This is a genomic window from Nitrobacter hamburgensis X14 (genome assembly GCF_000013885.1).
Lineage (GTDB): Bacteria > Pseudomonadota > Alphaproteobacteria > Rhizobiales > Xanthobacteraceae > Nitrobacter > Nitrobacter hamburgensis.
In genome coordinates, this window is the sequence record NC_007964.1 from 1,092,164 (window position 1) to 1,112,170 (window position 20,007).

Below are 20,007 nucleotides of genomic sequence, written 5' to 3' on the forward strand. Positions count from 1 at the left end.
GGTGTCATGCCTGCTTTCGAATCCCGCCGACCCCAAGAGACGCTGAATGAATTTCTCGCATTGGCCGACGGCTGGATCGCCGAACGGACCGACGAGCGCGGCGCCGCCTGGTTTCGCGGGGCCCTCAGCGAGGTGGCAACGGCCACGACCGAACGGCCGCTGAGCGTGGCGATCGGTCTGGCGCCGCGACGACTGGGCAAGGCCGATCTGGCGCTGCCGGCGACGGATCTGGCGCGCGCGGAAGCATTGCGTCCGGGTCTTGATCTCAGCGACTGGAGCATCGATCAACTGGCGCGGGTCGCGCTGATGGTCCGCAGTTATGGCGGCGACGATGCCGCCTTTGCGGCGCGGTTCGACAGCTTCTGCACCACCGCTGAAATCAATGAATTGATTGCGCTGTGTCGCGGGCTTCCGCTTTATCCCAACGCCGCGTTGAACGAGCCGCGTGCGCGCGAAGCGGTGCGCTCCGGCATGAAGCCGGTGTTCGAAGCCGTTGCCCATCGCAATCCGTATCCCCTGGAGTCTTTTGCGGAAGACTCCTGGAACCAGATGGTGGTGAAAGCATTCTTTATCGGCTCGACGCTCTGGCCGATCCAGGGACTGGATGAACGCGCCAACCCCCGTCTCGCGCGCATGCTGGTGGGACTGGCGCAGGAGCGTTGGGCGGCCGACCGCCCAGTCAGCGGGGAGCTATGGCGATGCGTCGCCCCGCACTACGACGGCGAAGGCTTTACTGCGCTCGCGCATGGCTGGAATGCGGGAAGCGTTAGAGAGCGCCTCGCGATCGTACTGGCGCTGCGGGGATCGTCGCGGATTGAAGGTCTGCTGATGCAAGGTGTGCCGATACAAGAGATTGCGAAACTTCAAGAGAGACTAGAACTGGAGAAAATTAGCTGGCGGGATCTGGCATGAACGAAAGCCGTGATGTCGCGACCGGCCGCCTTCCAGCCATCGCGAATCGGCTCCTGAAAATTCTATCGGGGTTGTTGGCCGTTGCCATTCTTATTCAATTTTTTATCGCGGGCATGTCGTCACTGACAGCGCCGGATTGGTGGGACTATCACAAGATATGGATCAGCTTTTTCCAATGGCTGGTCTTGCCGTTACCGCTATTAGCCTGGTTTTGCGGGAAGCCACGTATCGGCCGACTCTCGCTGGCGTCGCTCCTGATTGCGCAGATTGCGTTGCAATACGTTCTTGTTCACCGCGCGCTCGATGGCCGCCTGCCGATTGGCGTCGGACTTCATGCGGTCAATGGTGCGGTGATGCTGGTCGTCGCGACCGCGTTGACGCTCGGTTGGAATGACGCATGACATCTCTCTCCGCATTCGCAGCGCTGATTGAAAAATCTTCCTGTTGCAAGTTTGCGTGGACCCGATATCGTTTGAGGTGAACGTAAGTGAAACTCGAAAAAATTTGAGGCCCAGAAACGAATAGAACGAGGAGCAATCATCATGAGAGCGATGGCGCTCGCTGCCGTTTTGGCGGCGACAACAATGGTGATACCTGCTGCTGCCTATGCACAGCAGGTGCCGGCAGGTCCGGCAGATGTTGCAAAACCAGGTGGAAAAATTCCAGGCGCCCAGAAATTGGCGCTCGTTAAGGTAGCTGACGGATTTCATGATCCGGTCGGCGTGACCGCAGCCAATGACGGCTCCGGGCGTATCTTCGTGGTCGAACGCGCCGGCCGCGTCAGGATCGTCGGCAAGGACGGCAAGGTGCTGCCTGAGCCGTTCATCGATCTCACCAATTTCAATCCGCTTGGTTCGGACGTGCAGACCGGGTTTGTCGAGCAGGGACTGTGGTCGATCGCATTTCATCCCAAGTTCAAGGACAACGGTTACGTCTTTGTCCACTACGCGTCGCTGCCGTTCAACGGCGCTTCCATCATCGCGCGGATCACCGTCGATCCCAAGAGCCCGAACCATGTCACATCGGAACAGCTCACCAAGAGCATCAAGGTTCTGATGAACATCCCGCAGCCCTACTACAATCACTACGGCGGCATGATCGCGTTCGGCCCCGACGGCAAATTGTACATCGGCAAGGGTGACGCCGGCTGGGAAGGCGATCCGCTCAATGCCGGGCAGAACATCAATGTGCTCTGGGGCAAGCTGCTGCGTATCGACGTCGATACGCCGGATGATGTGGCTTACGCCATTCCAAAGGACAATCCGTTCGCCAAGGCGGACAAGGCTCAACTGATGTCGCTGTTTGGCATCAACGAGCAGGGTTTTGCGCAAAACAAAATCGGTTCGCGTCCGGAGATCTGGGCTTACGGCCTGCGCAATCCCTACATGTTCCACTTCGACCAGAAGTCGGGTGACCTGTTCATCGCCGATGTCGGACAGAACCACTGGGAGGAGATCGACTACCAGCCGGCGGCGTCGAAGGGTGGAGAAAACTACGGCTGGAAGTTCAACCAGGGCTCATATTGCCACCCGGCGCTGTCGGAAGATCAGAAGTGCCCGATCGTCGGCGTGTTGCCGGCGGCGGAATACCCCCACGACCAGCCGTTCGAGACCGGCCCCAAGGCCAAAGAGGGTACCGGATGTTCGGCCCAGGGACTTGGCGTCGCCAATTACGGCGGCATGAACAAGACCTATCTGGTCGGAGACTGGTGTTCCGGCCGTCTGTTCGGCGTGGCCTGGGATAGCAGCGCCAACAAGTGGCAGATGCAGGAGTTCATGCAGACCCAGTTGCAGTTTACTGCCGGCAATGTCGATGCCGACGGCTTCGTGCTCGCAACCAACTGCTACTGCTTCTACACCGACGACAAGGGGCCGAATGCCAATCCGGTGGGCGCGCTCTGGCGCATCATACCTGCCGACAAGGTTACGCCCGACATGGAGGTCGCGAAGACAAAAAGTAACCAAAAGTAACTGCCCCTCGCGAGCTAACAGTTACCATCGCCCGCACATCCTGCGGGCGATGGTAGCGGGTGATGCTAGTTTTGAGAGCCGTGCTTGACGATGCTCTCGCCAGTCAGGACGCCGATCGATGCAATTGAAACTCCTCTCAGCCTCTCGCGTGTCGCTGTTGGCGTTGGCGGTAACAGTAATAGCGGGTGCGCTCGGTCTGTTGCCGGCAGCGGCCGGTGATCTGGTGGACTTCAAGAGTCCGCTGGACAATTCGCCCATGACGTTCCCGCTGCAGGCCGGCGAGATTGAGACGCCGGCGGTGAAAAATTTCAAGGCGACCGGCGTCAATGAGTACAGAGGGAATGCCGACGCCATCGCCGAGGGCAAAAAACTGTATACGGCGAATTGTATTATCTGCCATGGAGCCGACGGCACCGGAAAGATGGGCCCGACCCTGGTCGGTAAAGACGTCGTTTATCCGCAAGCACTGACCGACCCCGGCATGTTCTCCATCATCTATGGCGGCGCCAGCGGCGCGATGCAGTCGTTCTTCCGCCGCGGCATGCAGCAGGACCAGATACTGAAAATCATCGCTTATGTGAGAACACTCGATAAATGACCACGATCGGCTCATCGTTCCCTGGTGCCTTCGCGTGTGATTCCGACTCCTTAAAAGAACTGCTCGGAGACACCACGCTGAACTGCCCCTGCTGCAACGGCCGGCTGACGCCCGAGAAGCTGGCGCGGCTGTTGGACGATGTACAGAGACTGGCGCAAGGACGTGTGCCCACCCAGGCGGCTGCAGCCGCGCAGCCCTCCAGCGGCGTCAGCCCCATGGGCATAATCATCGATTCGCACGCGCACATGATCTCGCGCACCACCGACGATTATGAAGCGATGGCCAAGGCCGGCGTGGTCGCAGTCATCGAGCCGGCGTTCTGGCTCGGGCAGCCGCGAACCAATGTCGGCAGCTTCATTGACTATTTCTCGCTGATCTCGGGTTTCGAGCGCTTTCGCGCCGGCCAGTTCGGCATTCGCCATTACTGCACGATCGGGCTCAATCCCAAGGAAGCCAATAACGAAGCTCTGGCTGAAGCGGTGATCGATGTGCTGCCGCGCTTTCTGGTCAAGGAAGGCGTCGTGGCCATGGGCGAACTGGGTTACGACGAGCAGACTCCGCTCGAAGACAAAGCGTTGCGGGCGCAGATCGAACTCGCCAAGGAGTTTGAGCTTCCGATCATGATTCACACGCCGCATCGCGACAAGCGGCCGGGCACGTTACGAACCATGGACGTGCTAAAAGAGCATGGCTTCGACCCGGCGCGTTGCGTCATCGACCATAACAATGAAGAGACCATTCGCGAGGTTCGCGATCGCGGGTATTGGTGCGCGTTTTCGATTTATCCCAATACTAAGATGGGCAGCAAGCGGATGGCGGCGATCGTCGAGAACTATGGCCCGGAGCGCCTGATCGTGGATTCCGCGTGTGATTGGGGCGTATCGGATCCGCTCGCGGTCGCCAAGACCGCGCGCCTGATGGCGCAACACGGCATCAGCGCCGAAGCCATTCATCAGGTGGTCTATGGCAACGCGCTGAAAGTCTACGGCTTGAATGCCGAAATGAAGGAGGAGCACTGGCTGGCGCCATCGGCGATCGATCAGCGCACGCTCTACGAAGGCAACTCGGTGCTGCGCGGCGGTCAGACGCCCCGTATCGAGCAGCCGCGCCGCGGCGCGGACGAACTGCAAATCACCTGAATAGTCAGCGAGCTAACAAGAGCTTCTAGGCCCATGCCCGCGCTCGATACATGGTTCGGCTGATCGATGGTCAGATACCGAAGCAGATACGGATAAACCCCGTGATACGAATTGACGCTTACCGACGTTGTACTGAAGTCGTCAATTTACCGCACAGGACCACCCCCGCAAGTGCATCCCAGGAGGAGGTATCGGCGGCACGGTGGCCGTGGCATGCCCTTCCGCATATCGATGAAACCCGCCGCCAGATGCACCTTCACGTTCGAAGGGAGCAAAGTCGTCATGACGCGGTCTCCGCAGCGTTGGGCGCCGGACGAGATGGCGCATTGGTGATCTGGACGGTGACGAACTGCGGCGGCACCAATGCTGCCAGCTCTTGCCTCCATCGACGCAGAACACGGCGATCAATGCCGTAACGACGCGCGACCTCCGCGACGCCTGCGCCAGGTTGCATCTCTCCCCCGGCGATCCGTCGTTTATCCGCCTCGCTGAGCCGTTGCCGATAACCTTCGCGTTGCCGAGGAACGATGGGGCGTGCCGATGGTAAGGGATAAGCCCCGGGGCTTAGAAGGGGACTTAGGGGGTGACTTAAGGGAGGACCAGAGCCTTTTCGCGTCTGATGGAATCAGAGATTTTAATTTGACGCGTTTTCTTCACGCATTATTCCGCTAGCAGGGACATCCATCCTGCTCTCGCGCGTTATTCGTTATTTATTCGCGCTCTGCTCTGAATAGGGTTCACAATCCCAAGCGGCCACCGTACGATTTAAGAAAAACCGCAAGCACTTTAGCTATTCGTTTCCGTCCGTGTTTAGACTTGAGCCGATACCGCCGCGGCGGCATCGACGACGTCCTACGGGTCCGATTGCCAGAGGAATATAACAGCTATGCACGCCCTCCCGTCGGTCAAAATCATCGTTGCTGGAACATTTCTGTTGACGACATCTGCGGTTGCGCAAGTGAGCTCTGGTGCACCCCCGGCGGTAGGAGTTGTTACGGCTGAATTCAAACCGATGGCGGAGAGCACGGAAATCAACGGTCGCATTCAGGCCAGGGATCGCGTTGATCTGGTTGCGCGTGTAACAGCGTTTTTGAACGAACGTCTCTTTACGGAAGGCGCGGACGTCAAGAAGGGCCAGCTTCTGTATCGGCTTGAGCGGGCGCCGTTCGAAGCCGACGTCGAGGCTAAAGAAGCGGCTGTTGCTCAGGCTCAGGCTCAACTTGAGAACGCCGATCTAGCGCTTTCCCGTGCGCAGGAACTGTTGCGGAAAAATTCCGGTACCCAGGTCACGGCCGACAGCGCGCTGGCGGCGCAGCGCACGGCGGCAGCGCAGGTGAAGGCCGCGCAGGCGCAGCTCCATCAATCGCAGATTAATCTCGATTACACCGAAATAAAAGCGCCGATCGACGGCCGCATTGGCCGAACCTCGATCACGGTCGGTAACGTCGTCAGCCCCACCAGCGGTACCTTGGCGACGATTGTCAGCCCGGATCCCATGTACGTGACCTTTCCCGTCTCGGTGCGCCGCGTCCTTGAACTAAGGGATCGATATGCCGGCAAGGGTGGCTTTGACGCCGTCAAAATTCGCGTGCGCTTGCCCAATGGGGAAATGTACGGTCAGACCGGCAAGCTCGGTTTCGTCGATATCGGCGTCGCCAGGGACACAGACACCATCACCTTGCGCGGTACAATCGCCAATCCGGTGATTCAGACGGTCGGAGAGAGCAAGCTTCACGAATTGACGGACGATGAGTTTGTTACCGTATCGCTTGAGGCTGTCGAGCCGCTCAAGGTGCTGGCTATCCCGCGCGCCGCGATTCTGTCCGACCAGCAGGGTGACTATGTCTTCGTGGTCAATGACAAGAATGTGGCCGAGCAACGCCGCGTGAAGCTGGGGCAATCAACCCCTGACGTCGCCGCGGTGGTCGATGGTTTGAAGCCGGGCGAACGGGTCATCGTGGAGGGAATCCAGCGGGTGCGGCCAAATCTTGTGGTAGCGCCGGCGCCGGCTTCATCAACGCCTGCGGGGAGATAACCCATGCTCTCCGGATATTTTATTGATCGCCCCCGCATGGCGATCGTCATCGCCATCGTCATTTCGCTCGCAGGCCTGCTGGCGCTCTCGCGCATTCCTGTCGCTCAGTTGCCCGACATCGTGCCGCCGCAGGTTCAGGTCTCGGCGGTCTATCCGGGCGCCTCTGCCTCGGTGCTGGAAGCGACCGTGGCGCAGCCGATCGAGTCCAAGGTCGTGGGCGTCGACAAGATGATTTACATGAAGAGCAGCAGCGGAGCCGATGGAAGTTACAATCTCACCGTCAGTTTTGCCCTTGGCGCCGATCCAGACATCAACACCGTCAACGTCAATAATCGCGTTCAGACCGCGATGGCGAACCTGCCCACCGAAGTGCAGGCCCAGGGATTGACCGTCCAGAAGCAGTCGTCGTCGCTGCTTCAATTCATCGCCCTCTATAGCGAAGGCGGAAAGCTCGCTCCGCTGTTTATCACCAATTACGCCATCATCAACGTGATGGACGAGTTATCGCGGACGCCGGGCGTCGGGCAGGCGACCCTGTTCGGGCGCGAAGATTATTCGATGCGGATCTGGTTCGACACCTCGCGGCTGACGAACCTGGGCCTCGCACCGTCTGACATTATTCGTGCTGTGCAGGCGCAGAACGTCCAGGCGCCGATCGGCCGTCTTGGCGCACGCCCGGTTCCTGAAGATCAGCAGTTTCAGTTGAACCTGCAGACCCAGGGGCGCCTCACGACCCCGGAGGAATTCGGTGCCATCGTCATCCGCGCCAATCCGGACGGTTCGGTGCTGCAGGTCAAGGACGTCGCCCGTATCGAACTGGGCGCGCAGAACCTGGATACGTTCAGTCGTCTCAACGGCAACCCGTCGGTGGCGATCGGCATCTATCTCGCGCCCGGCGCCAATGCCATCACCGTAGCGAAGACCGTGAACGCAACGCTGGAAAAGTTGCGAGGGCGCTTTCCCGCAGGGCTACAAGCGCGCGTCGTCTATGATTCCACGGTTTTCGTGACCGATACGATCAGCGCCGTCATTCACGCCCTTATCGAGGCATTTGTTCTGGTCGCTATCGTCGTATTCCTGTTTCTCGGCAATCTGCGCGCCACCATTATTCCGATCATTGCCATTCCGGTCAGTCTGGTTGGAAGTTTCTTCGTTCTGCTTGCGCTTGGCTATTCTGCCAACACCGTCTCGTTGCTGGCGCTGGTGCTCGCGGTTGGCATCGTGGTGGACGATGCGATCGTCGTGGTCGAAAACGTCGAGCGGGTGATGGAGGAAGAACCGGATCTTTCACCTGCGGATGCGACCAAGAAAGCCATGGCGCAGGTGACCGCGCCGATCGTCGGCATTACCCTGGTATTGCTATCCGTGTTTGTTCCGATTGCCTTCATCTCCGGCATTTCAGGCGAGCTGTTTCGCCAGTTCGCGGTAACGATAAGTGCCTCGGTGCTGATTTCGGCGGTCAATGCGCTGACACTTTCGCCGGCGCTGTGCACGGTGTTCCTCCGTCACTCCCCGCGCCGCGGCATCATGGGGCGTATCGGGTGGGGAATCGACAAAGTGCGCGACGGTTATGCCACCATCGTTCGCAAGACATTACGTTTGTCGATCATTTCAATGGTGCTGGTCGCCGCATTCGGTCTGGGTATTTTTGGCCTGATGAAGGTTACCCCTACGGGCTTCCTGCCGGAGGAAGATCAGGGCGCTTTCTTTATCAACGTGCAACTGCCGGATGGCGCCTCGGTCAACCGGACCAGCGAAACCGTAAAGCAGGTGGAGAACATTCTGAAGTCGATGCCGCAGGTGCAGGATACCACCGCGATCATCGGTTATTCGTTGCTCGACAGCTATTCCGCCAGCAACAATGCGTTCCTGATAGCCACCCTGAAGCCATTCGAAGACCGCACCAAGGTGGCCGATTCCGCGCAAGCCTTGATCGCGCATGTCTTCGGGGCAGCCCAGCAGATACGTACGGCGAACGTATTGCCGTTCAATCTTCCCCCGGTCGTGGGTCTGTCAACCACAGGCGGGTTCGAATATCAGCTTGAAAATCTGGAAGGGGCCGATCCGAAAGCAATGGGTGCGGTGGTTCAGGGGCTCGTCGCCGCGGCCAATCAGGACCCGCGGCTTTCGCGCGTCTTCTCAACCTACGGCGCCAATGCGCCATCCATCTTCCTTGATATTGATCGCGAGAAGGCGCAGTCGCTCGGCATTACCCTCAGCGATGTTTTCACCACGTTGCAAGCCACACTGGGGGGGTACTTCATCAATAATTTCAACCTGTTTGGTCGCACCTGGCAAGTGAATTTGCAAGCCGAGGCGGCGGACCGGCGCGACGTGTCCGCGCTCTGGAAGATATTCATTCGAAATTCAAAAGGTGAGATGGTGCCGCTACAGTCGATTGCATCGGCTCGTACCGTCACCGGGCCGCAAGTGATCACGCGGTACAACAATTACCGCTCGGTGACCATCAATGGCGGCCCGGCTCCGGGCGTGGCATCGGGTACCGCATTGGCCGCCATGGCCGAGGTGTCGGCCAAGACGCTTCCCCCAGGCTATGCGTTCGAATGGACCGGCACCGCCTATCAGGAGCAAGCCGCAAGCGGCCAGACGATAATCGTGCTGGGCATGGCGTTGCTGTTCGCATTCCTGTTTCTGGTCGGGCTCTACGAAAGCTGGGTCATCCCGATTCCGGTGCTGTTCTCCGTGGTGGTTGGTGTGGTCGGCGCCATCGGCGGCGTTCTGATCGCGCACCTCACGCTCGATCTTTATGCACAGATTGGGCTCGTCGTTCTGGTTGCGCTGGCGGCGAAGAACGCCATCCTGATCGTCGAGTTTGCCAAGGAACAGCGTGAGCAAGGGTTGGGCCTTGAACAGGCCGCAGCTCTCGGCGCCGAGATGCGGTTCCGCGCAGTATTGATGACATCGATCGCATTCATCCTCGGGCTGGTGCCGCTGGTCTGGGCGACCGGCGCATCGCAGATCGCGCGGCATGCCGTCGGCACGCCGGTGTTCGTCGGCATGATCGCTGCGAGCAGTATCGGACTGTTCTTGATTCCGATGCTCTATGTCTTCTGGGAATCGATCAGAGAGCGAACAAGTGGATTCTTCAATCGGAGGAAAACGGCTGATCCTGATCCGGCAGAGCGGTAGAGCCGGCGGAGGCGCTCGCCGGTGCCGTTCGACGACATCCTGGCAAGCTAGAGCCTTTTCGCTTCTGATGGAGTCAGAAGCGAAAAGGCTCTAGTTGTTTGCTGAAAAACCAAGGAAGTTCTGGAATTTTCCTGGAGGCTGGAAACATGAACGGAAATCGCTACTACGGGGTGCGGGTCGAGGGAGCAAAATACGGCGTTGGTTTTGGCTCCGCTCTTGCTATCGCGATATCATACACCGCCAACCATTCGATACTTTGGGCCATCATCCACGGTATTTTAGGCTGGCTGTACGTGATCTATTTTGCACTGTTTCGGTCTTAACCGGTCCAATAAAAAGTGCCTCAGTCGCCAAAGCCGTAGCGGCGAGTGGGTACGCCGGGCTCCCGATAGCGTCGGGCGCCCGCGGCAACGATCAGGCGACGTCAAGTCTGTAGTCGACACCCTCCCAGCGATCTTGCGCCGACCAGTGGATGGTGAAGACGATGGTGCCGCCGGGCTTGAGAGCTTCGGTATCGAGGTCGGCGAAGTGAATGCCGAGGCCGCTGTCCGCGGTCGCTGTGTCACGGACGTTACGCCAATCGTCCGCGCTCCAATGGACAACGGCCTCCGACGACAGCTCGATTCGTAAAACGCGCCCCGCCGGTATGCGGCGGCATTTGTTGTTGAAGCGCCAGATGGCGTGGCGCGGGCGCTGGCCTTGAACCTGATAGCGCTGCCGGGGCTGCGGCGGCATATCGAAGACGCGGCCGTCCCTGAGCGAGCGCAGGAGCTTGACATGCTCCGCATGCGCCCAGACCAGCGGCATCGCCGACCCGGAAGGACGGCCCAAAAAAAGCTCCCGCTCGGGAATGTCTGCGGCTTCCCAAATCTGCTCGGGGATCAGATGGCCGTCGCTTGCAAAGCCTTCGAGCGCCGCCAGCAAGGTCTCGGCCGTGGCCCGGTGGCCGGCTGCGAGTTCGTAATGCGCGCGTTCGCCGGTCAGAAGGGGCCAGCATCGCCCCGTTCCGGTGCCGTCGAACGGTCGGCCGTCCTCGTGTTCACCGTAGCCGTCGCCATTGTAGCGATGCCAGCACGGACCCGCAGGCAAATCGACTTTCAGCAGGGCATCGATTACGCGCACGGTGTTCAGAATGCGCGGGTCGTCGGCGGCGCGCAGCCCGAAGCGCACCAGCGCCAGTGCATCGGGACTCACCACCAGCGAGGCCGGCTGGCAGCTCGACTGGGGCGGGCGGTTCTTGATCGGAACGAATCCGTTCAGGGGCGAAGCGGCATCGGCGACCTCAGGCGGAGCGATGCGAGCGTAATAGCCGTCAACGCCTATCGTTTCGGCGAGCGATGTGCCGGTGGCATAGGTCCACCGCTCGATCGAGCTGTTCCAGACGTCGGCGGTTTCGCGGAGATAGGCCGCTTTCCCGGGCGCGGACAGGCGGTCGGCAATATCGGCAGCGGCCAAAAGCGCCGCGATCACAACCGCGAGCGTAAAGGGTGAATAACCGCTGTCTTCCTCCCACCGATCCTGCCCCGTAACAGGCCCGTTGCCGACGATGAACGCGGCTGCTTTCTCGATCATCGGCCAGATGCCCGGCAACTCCGCCCCGGATAACGCGCCCTCACGAAAGGCAAGGTCAACGAGCAAGATGGGAAAGGCGCATTCGTCAAGTTGCACCCCATTCCAATAGGGCGTGCCGTCGAGCCAGCAATTCTGGGGCCAATGACCGTCCGCCTCTTGAACTCCTTGAAGATAGGCGATGACCTGCCGTGCTTCTTTCTTCGCGCCCGCGGCAAGCAGTCCGCCCGCGTTCTCGACGAGATCGCGCGGCCAGACCAGATGATAACCGCCGAGATCGCCGTCCCCCTTGGCGAAGCCCCAAGGCACGGACAGGCTCGCGATATAGCCGCCGGCAAAGGAGCGGGCTTCATGCGCGCGCAGTACGGCGGTGCTCACTCTGTAGCTATTGTGGTTGGTTGAATGGCCGGCGGGGTCGAGCGGCAGAAGCGTATCCTGCCAGGTGCGCCATCCGGCGATGTATTCTTCGATCTTCGTCTCGGTGTCGTCGTCGAGACTCATGCGAACGCGGAGCGCTGCCTCTGCGGCCGTTCTGCCAAAACCCAAGGCCAGCACAACGCTGCCGCTACCTGCCGCCAGGCCGATTTCGCCGATCAGGGCAACATTGCCGTTCCGCGCGACATCGTAATGCCAGCGCAGTTCGCAATGCTGCCGCAGATCCTGCCAGCCGTCCGAGACGCCGACGAAGCCGACCGATCTCGCAACGAAAGGCGGCGAGCAACCGAGAGCAAGCGCCGTTCCGCCGCCTTCGGCAAAGAGCATCGGCACGCCCTTGTAGTCGTCGACCCAGGCGGTATTGCCCGCTCCCTTGTTGACCAGGTGCGGCGCGAGCAGTGCATAGAGCCGGTATTCCGCCGTCGAGCCCACGAGCGCCTGCAATGCGATACGCTGAAGCACGACGTCGCGGCGAGGATCGGCAAACACCAATTTCTCGATTTGATAACGGCCCTGAGTACAGGTGCTGCTAATGACAAAAGCGGGCACACCTTCAGCGACCAATCGAATGGTACTACGTGTGTCGCGCTTTTGTTCCGAGAAAAACCCGTGCCCGTCAGCGACGATGAGGCCTAAATCTCGAATGCATGCCTGGTCGATCCGAGGATAGTAGACCTCGTTGACGATACCGTGGCTCACGGTGAACCAGACGCTACTGCCGGGCTCCAGCGCCGTGCCGACGCCACTTTTGGTACTCGACGTCCACCGCGCCGGGCTGCCGGGCCACCCCGGCGCGGGTTTGTCTAAGGGCATCTGTGTCTTTCCATTCGAATGACAGGCAACTGATAGCCGGAACGATCGGACGGTCGTCGCGCTCTTGATTGGATTTATTCGAGCAGGGTCTCATGAAGCTTAATTTAGTGGCACGCCGATTGTTCCCACCTGAAATCCTTCAACATTGCGTGGTGCTGAAGCGTACGCCATGCCTCGTTGTTTGGTAGGTTGATCGGTGGACCTAAGCGACAAGCAATGCACCTTTTGTTGTGCAAGGTGCGCTGGTGAGCCTTGTTAGATGTTGCACGGCTGAATTACCGCGCTGACAGCGCGTGCGAATATGTCGTCGGCTGCGATTATCCTACGAATATGCCGACTGCGATCATACCAATGACAATGAGACCGAGACCTCCGATCAGCATCGGCACCAAAGTGTTAGCAGGATCGATCGATGGTCCATCGTCACGGACATGGAACTGATTGTATCTGTTAGCTGTGGTCATCGTACCTCTCCAATGTGAAAGACCGCCCCTTGCGGTTGCCAAGACATTTCGTTTGCGGCTGAACCATTCGACTCTCTCTGGTATTGCTGCTCCTTCAGTCGCGGATCGCGATCGGCGAGGCAGGATCGCGACCTATCCTGCCCAAGCCTTGCTGCGGTTAGCCGAGACACCGACGCCGCATGGTCGATGGCTGTTCTTAAAGATATATCATTTATATATCTTTACACGCGTCGAGCGCAACGAACTTCAGCGATGCGATCGACAACTTTTTGTGACTACGTGGGGCGCGTTCGGATGTGCGCTGCCGCTCAGGCGGCCGGCTGATCGCCGTTCAAGAAATAACCGGTGTGTACGGTATTTCCCGGGGCCATCTGATGAAGGCCACAAACCCATTGGGCGCCAGCGCTCACGCTGCGGCGGATCTGCTGGATCAACTTCCGGATAACCAGTGCAAAATCAGGCTCGCGCCAATCGCGAGGTGGGCCAAACAACAGCCGTTCGAAGAAATCCGGCGGGGCTATCCGGTCTGGTGCAGCGGCCAGCCAGTCCGGCCTTGGCGAGATATGCTTTGGCCCGGATGCACACGATTAGCGAAAGCGGTCTGACGGCCCGAGGCAAGCAGCGTGGTGCGCGCCGTGAAGCGCGAGCGCGTCTGCGATTTTTCCGACAATCTCGTCGATCCGTACCTCGCCCCGTTCAGCGGCACGAAGCACGGGCAACATTGATAATCTGGAATCGCAGCAACAGGCTCGGCGAGGGGAACGGGTGTCGCTTCCCTGTCGCCAGCTATGTCCGCATGTCACCTGTCAGATCACGCCCAGCATTTGCATCGCCTCGGCAACGCGCACGAAACCCGCAATGTTCGCGCCCAGCACATAGTTGCCCGGCGCACCATATTCGTCGGCGGTGGCGGCGCAGGTATCGTGGATGTTGCGCATGATCGTGGCGAGACGCTCCTCGGTCTGTTCGAAGGTCCAACTGTCGCGGCTGGCGTTCTGCTGCATTTCCAGCGCCGACGTGGCGACCCCGCCGGCGTTGGCTGCCTTGCCGGGACCGAATAGCACGCGCGCTTCCTGGAACAGCCTGATCGCCTCGGGGGTCGATGGCATGTTCGCGCCTTCGCCCACCGCGATCACGCCGTTCTTCACCAGCGTGGCCGCGTCCTTGCCGGAAAGCTCGTTCTGGGTGGCCGAAGGCATGGCGACATCGCAGGGCACATCCCAAACGGAGCCTTTGCCGGCGGGAACGAAGTGCGCGCCCGCGCCCCTGGCCTTGGCATATTCCCCAATGCGCCCGCGCCGCACGTCCTTGATTTCCTTGATCAGCGCGAGGTCAATACCGCTTTCATCGACAACATAGCCGCTGGAATCGGAGCAGGCGATAACCTTGCCGCCGAAGGACTGCACCTTTTCGATCGTGTAGATTGCCACATTGCCCGAACCGGAAACGACCACCTTTCTGCCGTCGAAGCTGCTGCCTCTGGTTTCCAGCATCGCCCGCACGAAATAGGTGTTGCCGTATCCGGTCGCCTCCGTCCGCGCGCGCGAGCCGCCATAGGCCAGCGCCTTGCCGGTGAAGACGCCGGCCTCATACCGGTTGGTCAGGCGCTTGAACTGGCCGAACATATAGCCGATCTCGCGCCCGCCCACGCCGACGTCGCCGGCGGGCACATCGGTGTATTCACCGAGGTGACGGTGCAACTCGGTCATGAGCGACTGGCAGAAGCGCATGATCTCGCCCTCCGACCGGCCCTTGGGATCGAAATCGGATCCGCCCTTGCCGCCGCCGATGGGCAGGCCGGTCAGCGCGTTCTTGAAGGTCTGTGCAAAGCCCAGGAACTTGATGATGCCGACATTCACCGAGGGATGAAAGCGCATGCCGCCCTTGTAGGGGCCGAGCGCGGAATTGAACTGCACACGAAAGCCGCGGTTGATCTGCACATGGCCGGCATCGTCCACCCAGGGGATGCGGAAGATGATCTGCCGTTCGGGTTCGCAGATGCGCTCGATCAGTGCCTGGTCGAGGTAATGCGGGTGCTTGGCCACCACGAGGCCGAGGCTCTCCAGCACGCCCTGGACGGCCTGGTGGAATTCCGCCTCGCCCGCATTGCGGCGGATGACAGAGGCGAGGATGGGCTGGAGCTTTTCGTCGATGCTGGTCATTACGGGGGAGCCTATGAAGCGGGTTTCATGATCGGCGGGTGTGGGCGCGGGCGGGAACGAATCATTCGAACACCTGCGCCGAAAGGCTGGCGGCACGGCTGCGGCCATGGCGGCGTCGATGGCGCGGGCTTCGATGGCCTGCGCCTGTTCCGGCAAAGGTGGTTAAAATGTTATTGTTCTCTCGCGAGAGCGGCCGGAGCCTGCAAGTCCGAATGGAAACAGGGCGTCGGCGTCGCTCACGCGTCGGTCGCTCGCGACTTCAAGACACTCATCCAGGTCCGCACGGACATCAGAGTTTGGGTATCGACCTCTCATAACGAACAACTCGCAAAATCCCATATCGAAAATTGCATCCGCCAAATAACGCAACATTCTCGAAGCTTGTCTGGTGATGCATACTTGCTTGTCATTTCACATATGGTCGAACCAATCTACCAAAATTATGAGGTTTGTGGCTTCGTAGAGTTTGAGATACTTAAATCGCTGTCCCTGGGTCCGGGACGATACGGGACGCCGCACCTGCTGCATGCCTTAGTCTTCGAGCCACGCGGCCAGATCGCTTGCCACGTATGACGAACCGGTATCCGACAGGAGCCGCGGTCGATGCATGACGGTGGCGGGATCGAGGTCGGAAATGCCCTTCGCTTGCTACGCGTCAGGCTCAGGGTATGACCGTGGCGGATTGAACGAAGCGTCAGACCGCCAGATGTATTCAGGTCAGCGATACCGGGCAACCGGCGTGCGCTCATTTCAGCGGGAAACGGACTGTCGCCCGTAGACCAGGCCCTTCGGCACTTGGCTTATTTTGAAGTCGGATTGATCCGTGACATCGATCGACGATGCGTCGTGCAATCGAAAGACCCAGACCGGTCCCCTCGCCTTGAGAACGGCTTCCCCTGAAGAAGGGTTCGAAGATCCGATCGAGATCAGCATCCGGAATGCCGGATCCGGTATCGTCAACCCTAAAAACCACGAACTCATTCTCGGCAAACAGGCTTACGTCGACTTGTCCGCCTGCGGGGGTGTGTCTCAGGGCATTGTCGAGCAGATTTCGAGCCAGCACTGTGAGGGCGACGGGTTCGAGCCGAACCGAAACGGATACGATCCGAACAAAGCCGAGATCAACCGACTTGTCCCGCGCCGCAGGGAGCAGATCGGCAACCACCTCCTTGAGGATCTGACCGAACTCGGTCTGCGGGCCATCTGCGGATGTACCGTTGTCGTACCTCGCCAGCGCGAGCAGTTGCTCCAGCAGGTGCCCCGTCCTTCGAATCCCGGTCTTGAGGGAACTGAGACGCTCGCGCCCGTCCTGCGAAAGATTAGCATGATCCAGATTCTCGGCCTGGACAACCAAGGCGGTGATGGGCGTGCGAAGTTCATGCGCCGCATCGGCGACGAACCGCCGCTGTTTGTCGAACATCATTGCGATGCGCTCGAGGAGGCGATTGATCGATGCGACAAACGGCAATAATTCCGTTGGAATGGCGCTCGTCGGCAGTTTCTCCAAATGATCTGTTTGCTTCGCGTCAAGATGCCTTGCCAATCGGGAGAGCGGACGCAGGCTTCGATCAACGACAACGGCGATCAACACCATCAGGCAAGGGATCAGGACTCCCAGCGGCACGATCGTCCGCAGCGCGCTGTCCTGCGCGACTTCGTCGCGGTTGGCCGTCGGTTGACCGACGGCGACGCGACTTCCATCGGAGCGCGTGCGGACGAGTATCCGCCATTGCGTCCCACCGCGCATGACGGTCTGGAATCCGTCCGGGAGATCACTTGGCAGTTGGGAAGCCGGGTTTCCCCGGGCGTCGGCCGCCGCGCCCGGTCTGATCTCTTCGATAAGGACCTGCGCCTCGCCGTCAATGTTTCCTTCCGACGGAAGTGTGGTCGAGAGATGGTTGCTTGCCGCCAGCGACCCCACCTGCAACAGGATCGCGTCCTGCAATTCGATCGCCTCATCGAACGCCCATCGGTAGGCGAGATAGCCCGCTGCGAGCGCCATCCCGACGGTGAGTATGGCGAGCCCCGTGTAGAGTCGCCCACGCAGCGAGGCGATCAACATGATCGATCGACCATCCAGCCGACGCCCCTGACGTTGCGGATCGACGACGCTCCGAGCTTTTTGCGGATCGCATGGATCAGGAACTCCACAGCGTTGCTCTCGACCTCCTCGTTCCAACCGTAGATGTGCCGTTCAAGATCAACCCGCGACAGGATCGTGCCCGGGCGAAGCATGAGAGCCTGAAGGAGAGCGAACTCCCGTGCCGTCAGGCGCGCAGCGCCGCCACCGTGAGCGACCTCGTGGGTCGCCGGATCGAGACTTATCGTGCCATTGCTCAGGATCGCCGCATTGCCGCTGCCCTGCCGCCGCAGGATGGCTCGCATACGTGCGAGCAGTTCCCGGATTTCGAAAGGCTTGACGAGGTAATCGTCCGCGCCGAGATCGAGTCCGTGGATACGGTCGTCGATCGCATCGCGGGCAGTCACGATGATGACGGGCAACTGCCGATTCATCGTCCGGAAGGCACGCAGCACTTCGGTGCCGTCCCGAGATGGCAATCCGAGATCGAGCAATGTGAGATCGTAGGTTTCCGCACGCGCAGCTTCGATCGCAGTTTGGCCGTCTTTGACCCAATCCACCGCATAGGCGGCATCTTTGAGCGCCTGCGTCACCGCCGCCCCAACCATTTGGTCGTCTTCAACCAAGAGAATACGCATCGATCACCATGCCGACGGCGCGTTGAAACGTCCCTTTATACCAGCCGCCTGGCCGTTCGGTCTTTTTCGGCGGCGGCATTCCGGCCTTTCCGAAAGCGATCTTCACCTTCATGTTCGGGAACGTTTCGGTCTGAATGCATCAGAACACTTAGAGGTTCCTTAGCGCAGACGGCCTCCAATCCTCCCGTCAATCGCTCAATTTCTAAGTTATCCCTAAGTCGGCGGGCTCATTCACACCGCACATTGGCGGTCACCGACTCCCGTCGGGGGAAGCCACCAGACCCGACACGTATGGCCGGAAGCAAAAGCATCGATCGAAGGTAATTCCTCATGAAACATGATTCCTCTGCCGGCTTGAGCAAGGTGCCGGCCGTCACGCTCGGATTCTGGATCATCAAAATTCTTGCAACGACGCTCGGGGAAACCGGCGGCGATGCGCTTACGATGACCGTTTTTCACGCCGACACCAATGCGCACAACGGCGGGTATCTGATCGGCACAGCAATATTCCTGGCTATATTTGTTGCCGCGGTCGCAGCCCAGATCTCAACGAACAAATTCAACGCCTGGGTCTATTGGATCGCCATCGTAGCGTCGACGACAGTCGGCACCGCCATGGCGGACTTTTTCGACCGCTCCTTGGGAATTGGCTACACCGGTGGCGCTTCGATCCTCTTTCTTCTTGTCTTGGCTTCCCTTGCGATCTGGTATTTTGCCATGGGCACTGTGGACGTTATGACCGTCGCAACTCCCAAAGTCGAAATCTTCTATTGGGTGACGATTACTTTCTCTCAAACGCTCGGCACCGCCCTCGGCGATTGGCTCGCCGATACCGGTGGGCTCGGCTATCAGGGCGGCGCCCTGGTCTTCGGTGCCGCGCTCGCAATCGTTGCGGCGTTCTATTATTGGACGAGTGTATCGCGTGTTTTCTTGTTTTGGACCGCCTTTATTTTGACGCGACCGCTTGGGGCAACCGTAGGTGACTTCCTTGATAAACCGATCAGCCACGGCGGTCTTGACTTGAGCAGGCCACTCGCTTCGACGATGCTGGCGGCGGTCATCGTTGGCCTGATTTTTCTGTTGCCTCAGCGCGCGGGCCAGCATCCTGCATGATCCCGGACGAAATGATCGGCTGCTTCGCGCCGACCAAAGGTTGGAATCTGCGGCCATTGTGAACAAAATGTCGGAGAGAAGCATCCTGCGCTGGACTGGTTTCATCGCCCTGACCGCCGGGCTGACGGTCATGCATGCGCTGCCGGCCATTGCGGGCCCTCCCTATCAATCCGACGATCCGGAGCCGACCGACTATCGCCACTACGAAATCTACACCTTCAATAAGGGAGTCCGCTTCAAAGGAGATCTATCGGGCGCGAGCGGCATCGACTTCAACTACGGTGCGGCCCCCGACCTGCAACTCACCGCAACGCTGCCGGTCGGATTCGACTTTCCTTCGAATGGGATGACCGCGTTCGGTCTCAGCAACATCGAACTCGCCGCGAAGTACCGGTTTCTTCACCAGGATAAGTTCGGATTTGACGTCGCCGTGTTTCCACGCGTCTTCCTGCCAAGCGGCTCCCGGTCGGTCGGCGATCGCCAGGCGTCTTTTCTATTGCCGATCTGGGTGCAGAAGGATTGGGGCGAGTGGTCGGCCTTTGGAGGCGGCGGCTGTCAATTCAGTGCCGCCGGACGATCACATGATTTTTGCATCTATGGTGGCACCTTGACCCGACAGGTCTTGCCCAAGCTACAGCTTGGGGTCGAAATCTTTCATCAAACCGCCGACCGGGCAGGCAACCTCGCGACGACAAGCCTCGGGATCGGGGCGAAATACGATCTGGATGAAAACATCCATCTCCTCGGCTATGCCGCCAAGGGCATTCAGAACGCACCGACCACAAATCAGTATTCTTGGTATGCGGCGGTTTTATTCACGTTCTGAGGCTCTGTCCCTTCCAGAGCACACGGACTATTCGAGGAAAGCGGGCGCGCGCCAGACGCCAAAGATAGCGATCGCGGCGCGAACAAGCGAGCCCGATCGGGCC

General features: G+C 59.7%; 15 protein-coding genes. 10 read left to right on the plus strand and 5 right to left on the minus strand.

Translation table 11 applies throughout. The features are described 5' to 3' along the window. Positions 1–6 precede the first annotated feature (6 nt). The 5 genes from NHAM_RS05045 to NHAM_RS05065 all read left to right on the plus strand — a co-directional run bounded on the left by NHAM_RS05045 (position 7) and on the right by NHAM_RS05065 (position 4,619). Positions 7–912 carry an EboA domain-containing protein gene (locus tag NHAM_RS05045; protein WP_011509533.1) on the plus strand — a complete coding sequence of 302 codons (906 nt, stop codon included), beginning with the start codon at positions 7–9 and terminating at the stop codon, positions 910–912. 74 nt (positions 913–986) lie between these two features. Next, positions 987–1,313, plus strand: coding sequence for a DUF6220 domain-containing protein (locus NHAM_RS05050; protein ID WP_157043537.1), 327 nt, complete (start codon positions 987–989; stop codon positions 1,311–1,313). 141 nt (positions 1,314–1,454) lie between these two features. After that, positions 1,455–2,882 (plus strand): PQQ-dependent sugar dehydrogenase, encoded by a 1,428-nt coding sequence (locus tag NHAM_RS05055; RefSeq protein ID WP_011509535.1) that lies wholly within the window; start codon positions 1,455–1,457, stop codon positions 2,880–2,882. Between the two features lie 118 nt (positions 2,883–3,000). Continuing rightward, positions 3,001–3,480: a c-type cytochrome gene (locus tag NHAM_RS05060; protein WP_011509536.1), complete on the plus strand. Its 480-nt coding sequence runs from the start codon at positions 3,001–3,003 to the stop codon at positions 3,478–3,480. Then, the gene (locus tag NHAM_RS05065; protein WP_011509537.1) at positions 3,477–4,619 is read left to right on the plus strand and encodes a TatD family hydrolase; all 1,143 of its coding nucleotides are present in this window, start codon (positions 3,477–3,479) and stop codon (positions 4,617–4,619) included. The genes NHAM_RS05060 and NHAM_RS05065 overlap by 4 nt, the downstream gene beginning before the upstream one ends. Positions 4,620–4,899: 280 nt before the next feature. On the opposite strand, the gene NHAM_RS24600 is transcribed toward NHAM_RS05065, so the two are convergent. Next, positions 4,900–5,148 (minus strand): transposase, encoded by a 249-nt coding sequence (locus NHAM_RS24600; RefSeq protein WP_081434955.1) that lies wholly within the window; start codon positions 5,146–5,148, stop codon positions 4,900–4,902. 357 nt (positions 5,149–5,505) lie between these two features. On the opposite strand from NHAM_RS24600, the gene NHAM_RS05070 reads away from it, so the two are divergent. The 3 genes from NHAM_RS05070 to NHAM_RS27475 all read left to right on the plus strand — a co-directional run bounded on the left by NHAM_RS05070 (position 5,506) and on the right by NHAM_RS27475 (position 10,127). Further along, a complete protein-coding gene (locus NHAM_RS05070; RefSeq protein ID WP_011509538.1) occupies positions 5,506–6,654 on the plus strand; it encodes an efflux RND transporter periplasmic adaptor subunit in 1,149 nt (382 codons plus the stop codon). 3 nt (positions 6,655–6,657) lie between these two features. After that, a complete protein-coding gene (locus NHAM_RS05075) occupies positions 6,658–9,804 on the plus strand; it encodes an efflux RND transporter permease subunit (protein ID WP_011509539.1) in 3,147 nt (1,048 codons plus the stop codon). A 146-nt stretch (positions 9,805–9,950) separates the two neighbouring features. After that, positions 9,951–10,127 (plus strand): hypothetical protein, encoded by a 177-nt coding sequence (locus NHAM_RS27475; protein WP_198137000.1) that lies wholly within the window; start codon positions 9,951–9,953, stop codon positions 10,125–10,127. Between the two features lie 91 nt (positions 10,128–10,218). Here the strand turns inward: NHAM_RS27475 and NHAM_RS05080 are convergent, their stop codons facing one another. From NHAM_RS05080 to NHAM_RS05095, 4 genes are all read right to left on the minus strand, one after another. After that, positions 10,219–12,621 (minus strand): glucan 1,4-alpha-glucosidase, encoded by a 2,403-nt coding sequence (locus NHAM_RS05080; protein WP_011509541.1) that lies wholly within the window; start codon positions 12,619–12,621, stop codon positions 10,219–10,221. Between the two features lie 1,270 nt (positions 12,622–13,891). Then, positions 13,892–15,247: an NADP-specific glutamate dehydrogenase gene (gene gdhA, locus NHAM_RS05085; protein WP_011509542.1), complete on the minus strand. Its 1,356-nt coding sequence runs from the start codon at positions 15,245–15,247 to the stop codon at positions 13,892–13,894. A 745-nt stretch (positions 15,248–15,992) separates the two neighbouring features. Beyond that, complete coding sequence (locus NHAM_RS05090) at positions 15,993–17,309, minus strand: ATP-binding protein (RefSeq protein ID WP_081434956.1); 1,317 nt, start codon at positions 17,307–17,309, stop codon at positions 15,993–15,995. Next, positions 17,303–17,965: a response regulator transcription factor gene (locus tag NHAM_RS05095; protein WP_011509544.1), complete on the minus strand. Its 663-nt coding sequence runs from the start codon at positions 17,963–17,965 to the stop codon at positions 17,303–17,305. The genes NHAM_RS05090 and NHAM_RS05095 overlap by 7 nt, the downstream gene beginning before the upstream one ends. A gap of 330 nt (positions 17,966–18,295) precedes the next feature. Between NHAM_RS05095 and NHAM_RS05100 the strand changes: the two genes are divergently transcribed. Beyond that, positions 18,296–19,078: a COG4705 family protein gene (locus NHAM_RS05100; RefSeq protein WP_011509545.1), complete on the plus strand. Its 783-nt coding sequence runs from the start codon at positions 18,296–18,298 to the stop codon at positions 19,076–19,078. A gap of 67 nt (positions 19,079–19,145) precedes the next feature. Then, positions 19,146–19,904, plus strand: coding sequence for a transporter (locus NHAM_RS05105; protein ID WP_011509546.1), 759 nt, complete (start codon positions 19,146–19,148; stop codon positions 19,902–19,904). Positions 19,905–20,007: the final 103 nt, after the last annotated feature.

Coding starts and splice junctions, on each gene's coding strand:
- NHAM_RS05045 (WP_011509533.1), top strand. CDS start 7: ATGCCTGCTTTCGAATCCCGCCGACCCCAAGAGACGCTGAATGAATTT.
- NHAM_RS05055 (WP_011509535.1), top strand. CDS start 1,455: ATGAGAGCGATGGCGCTCGCTGCCGTTTTGGCGGCGACAACAATGGTG.
- NHAM_RS05060 (WP_011509536.1), top strand. CDS start 3,001: ATGCAATTGAAACTCCTCTCAGCCTCTCGCGTGTCGCTGTTGGCGTTG.
- NHAM_RS05065 (WP_011509537.1), top strand. CDS start 3,477: ATGACCACGATCGGCTCATCGTTCCCTGGTGCCTTCGCGTGTGATTCC.
- NHAM_RS05070 (WP_011509538.1), top strand. CDS start 5,506: ATGCACGCCCTCCCGTCGGTCAAAATCATCGTTGCTGGAACATTTCTG.
- NHAM_RS05075 (WP_011509539.1), top strand. CDS start 6,658: ATGCTCTCCGGATATTTTATTGATCGCCCCCGCATGGCGATCGTCATC.
- NHAM_RS27475 (WP_198137000.1), top strand. CDS start 9,951: ATGAACGGAAATCGCTACTACGGGGTGCGGGTCGAGGGAGCAAAATAC.
- NHAM_RS05080 (WP_011509541.1), bottom strand. CDS start 12,621: ATGCCCTTAGACAAACCCGCGCCGGGGTGGCCCGGCAGCCCGGCGCGG.
- gdhA (WP_011509542.1), bottom strand. CDS start 15,247: ATGACCAGCATCGACGAAAAGCTCCAGCCCATCCTCGCCTCTGTCATC.
- NHAM_RS05090 (WP_081434956.1), bottom strand. CDS start 17,309: ATGTTGATCGCCTCGCTGCGTGGGCGACTCTACACGGGGCTCGCCATA.
- NHAM_RS05095 (WP_011509544.1), bottom strand. CDS start 17,965: ATGCGTATTCTCTTGGTTGAAGACGACCAAATGGTTGGGGCGGCGGTG.
- NHAM_RS05100 (WP_011509545.1), top strand. CDS start 18,296: ATGAAACATGATTCCTCTGCCGGCTTGAGCAAGGTGCCGGCCGTCACG.
- NHAM_RS05105 (WP_011509546.1), top strand. CDS start 19,146: ATGTCGGAGAGAAGCATCCTGCGCTGGACTGGTTTCATCGCCCTGACC.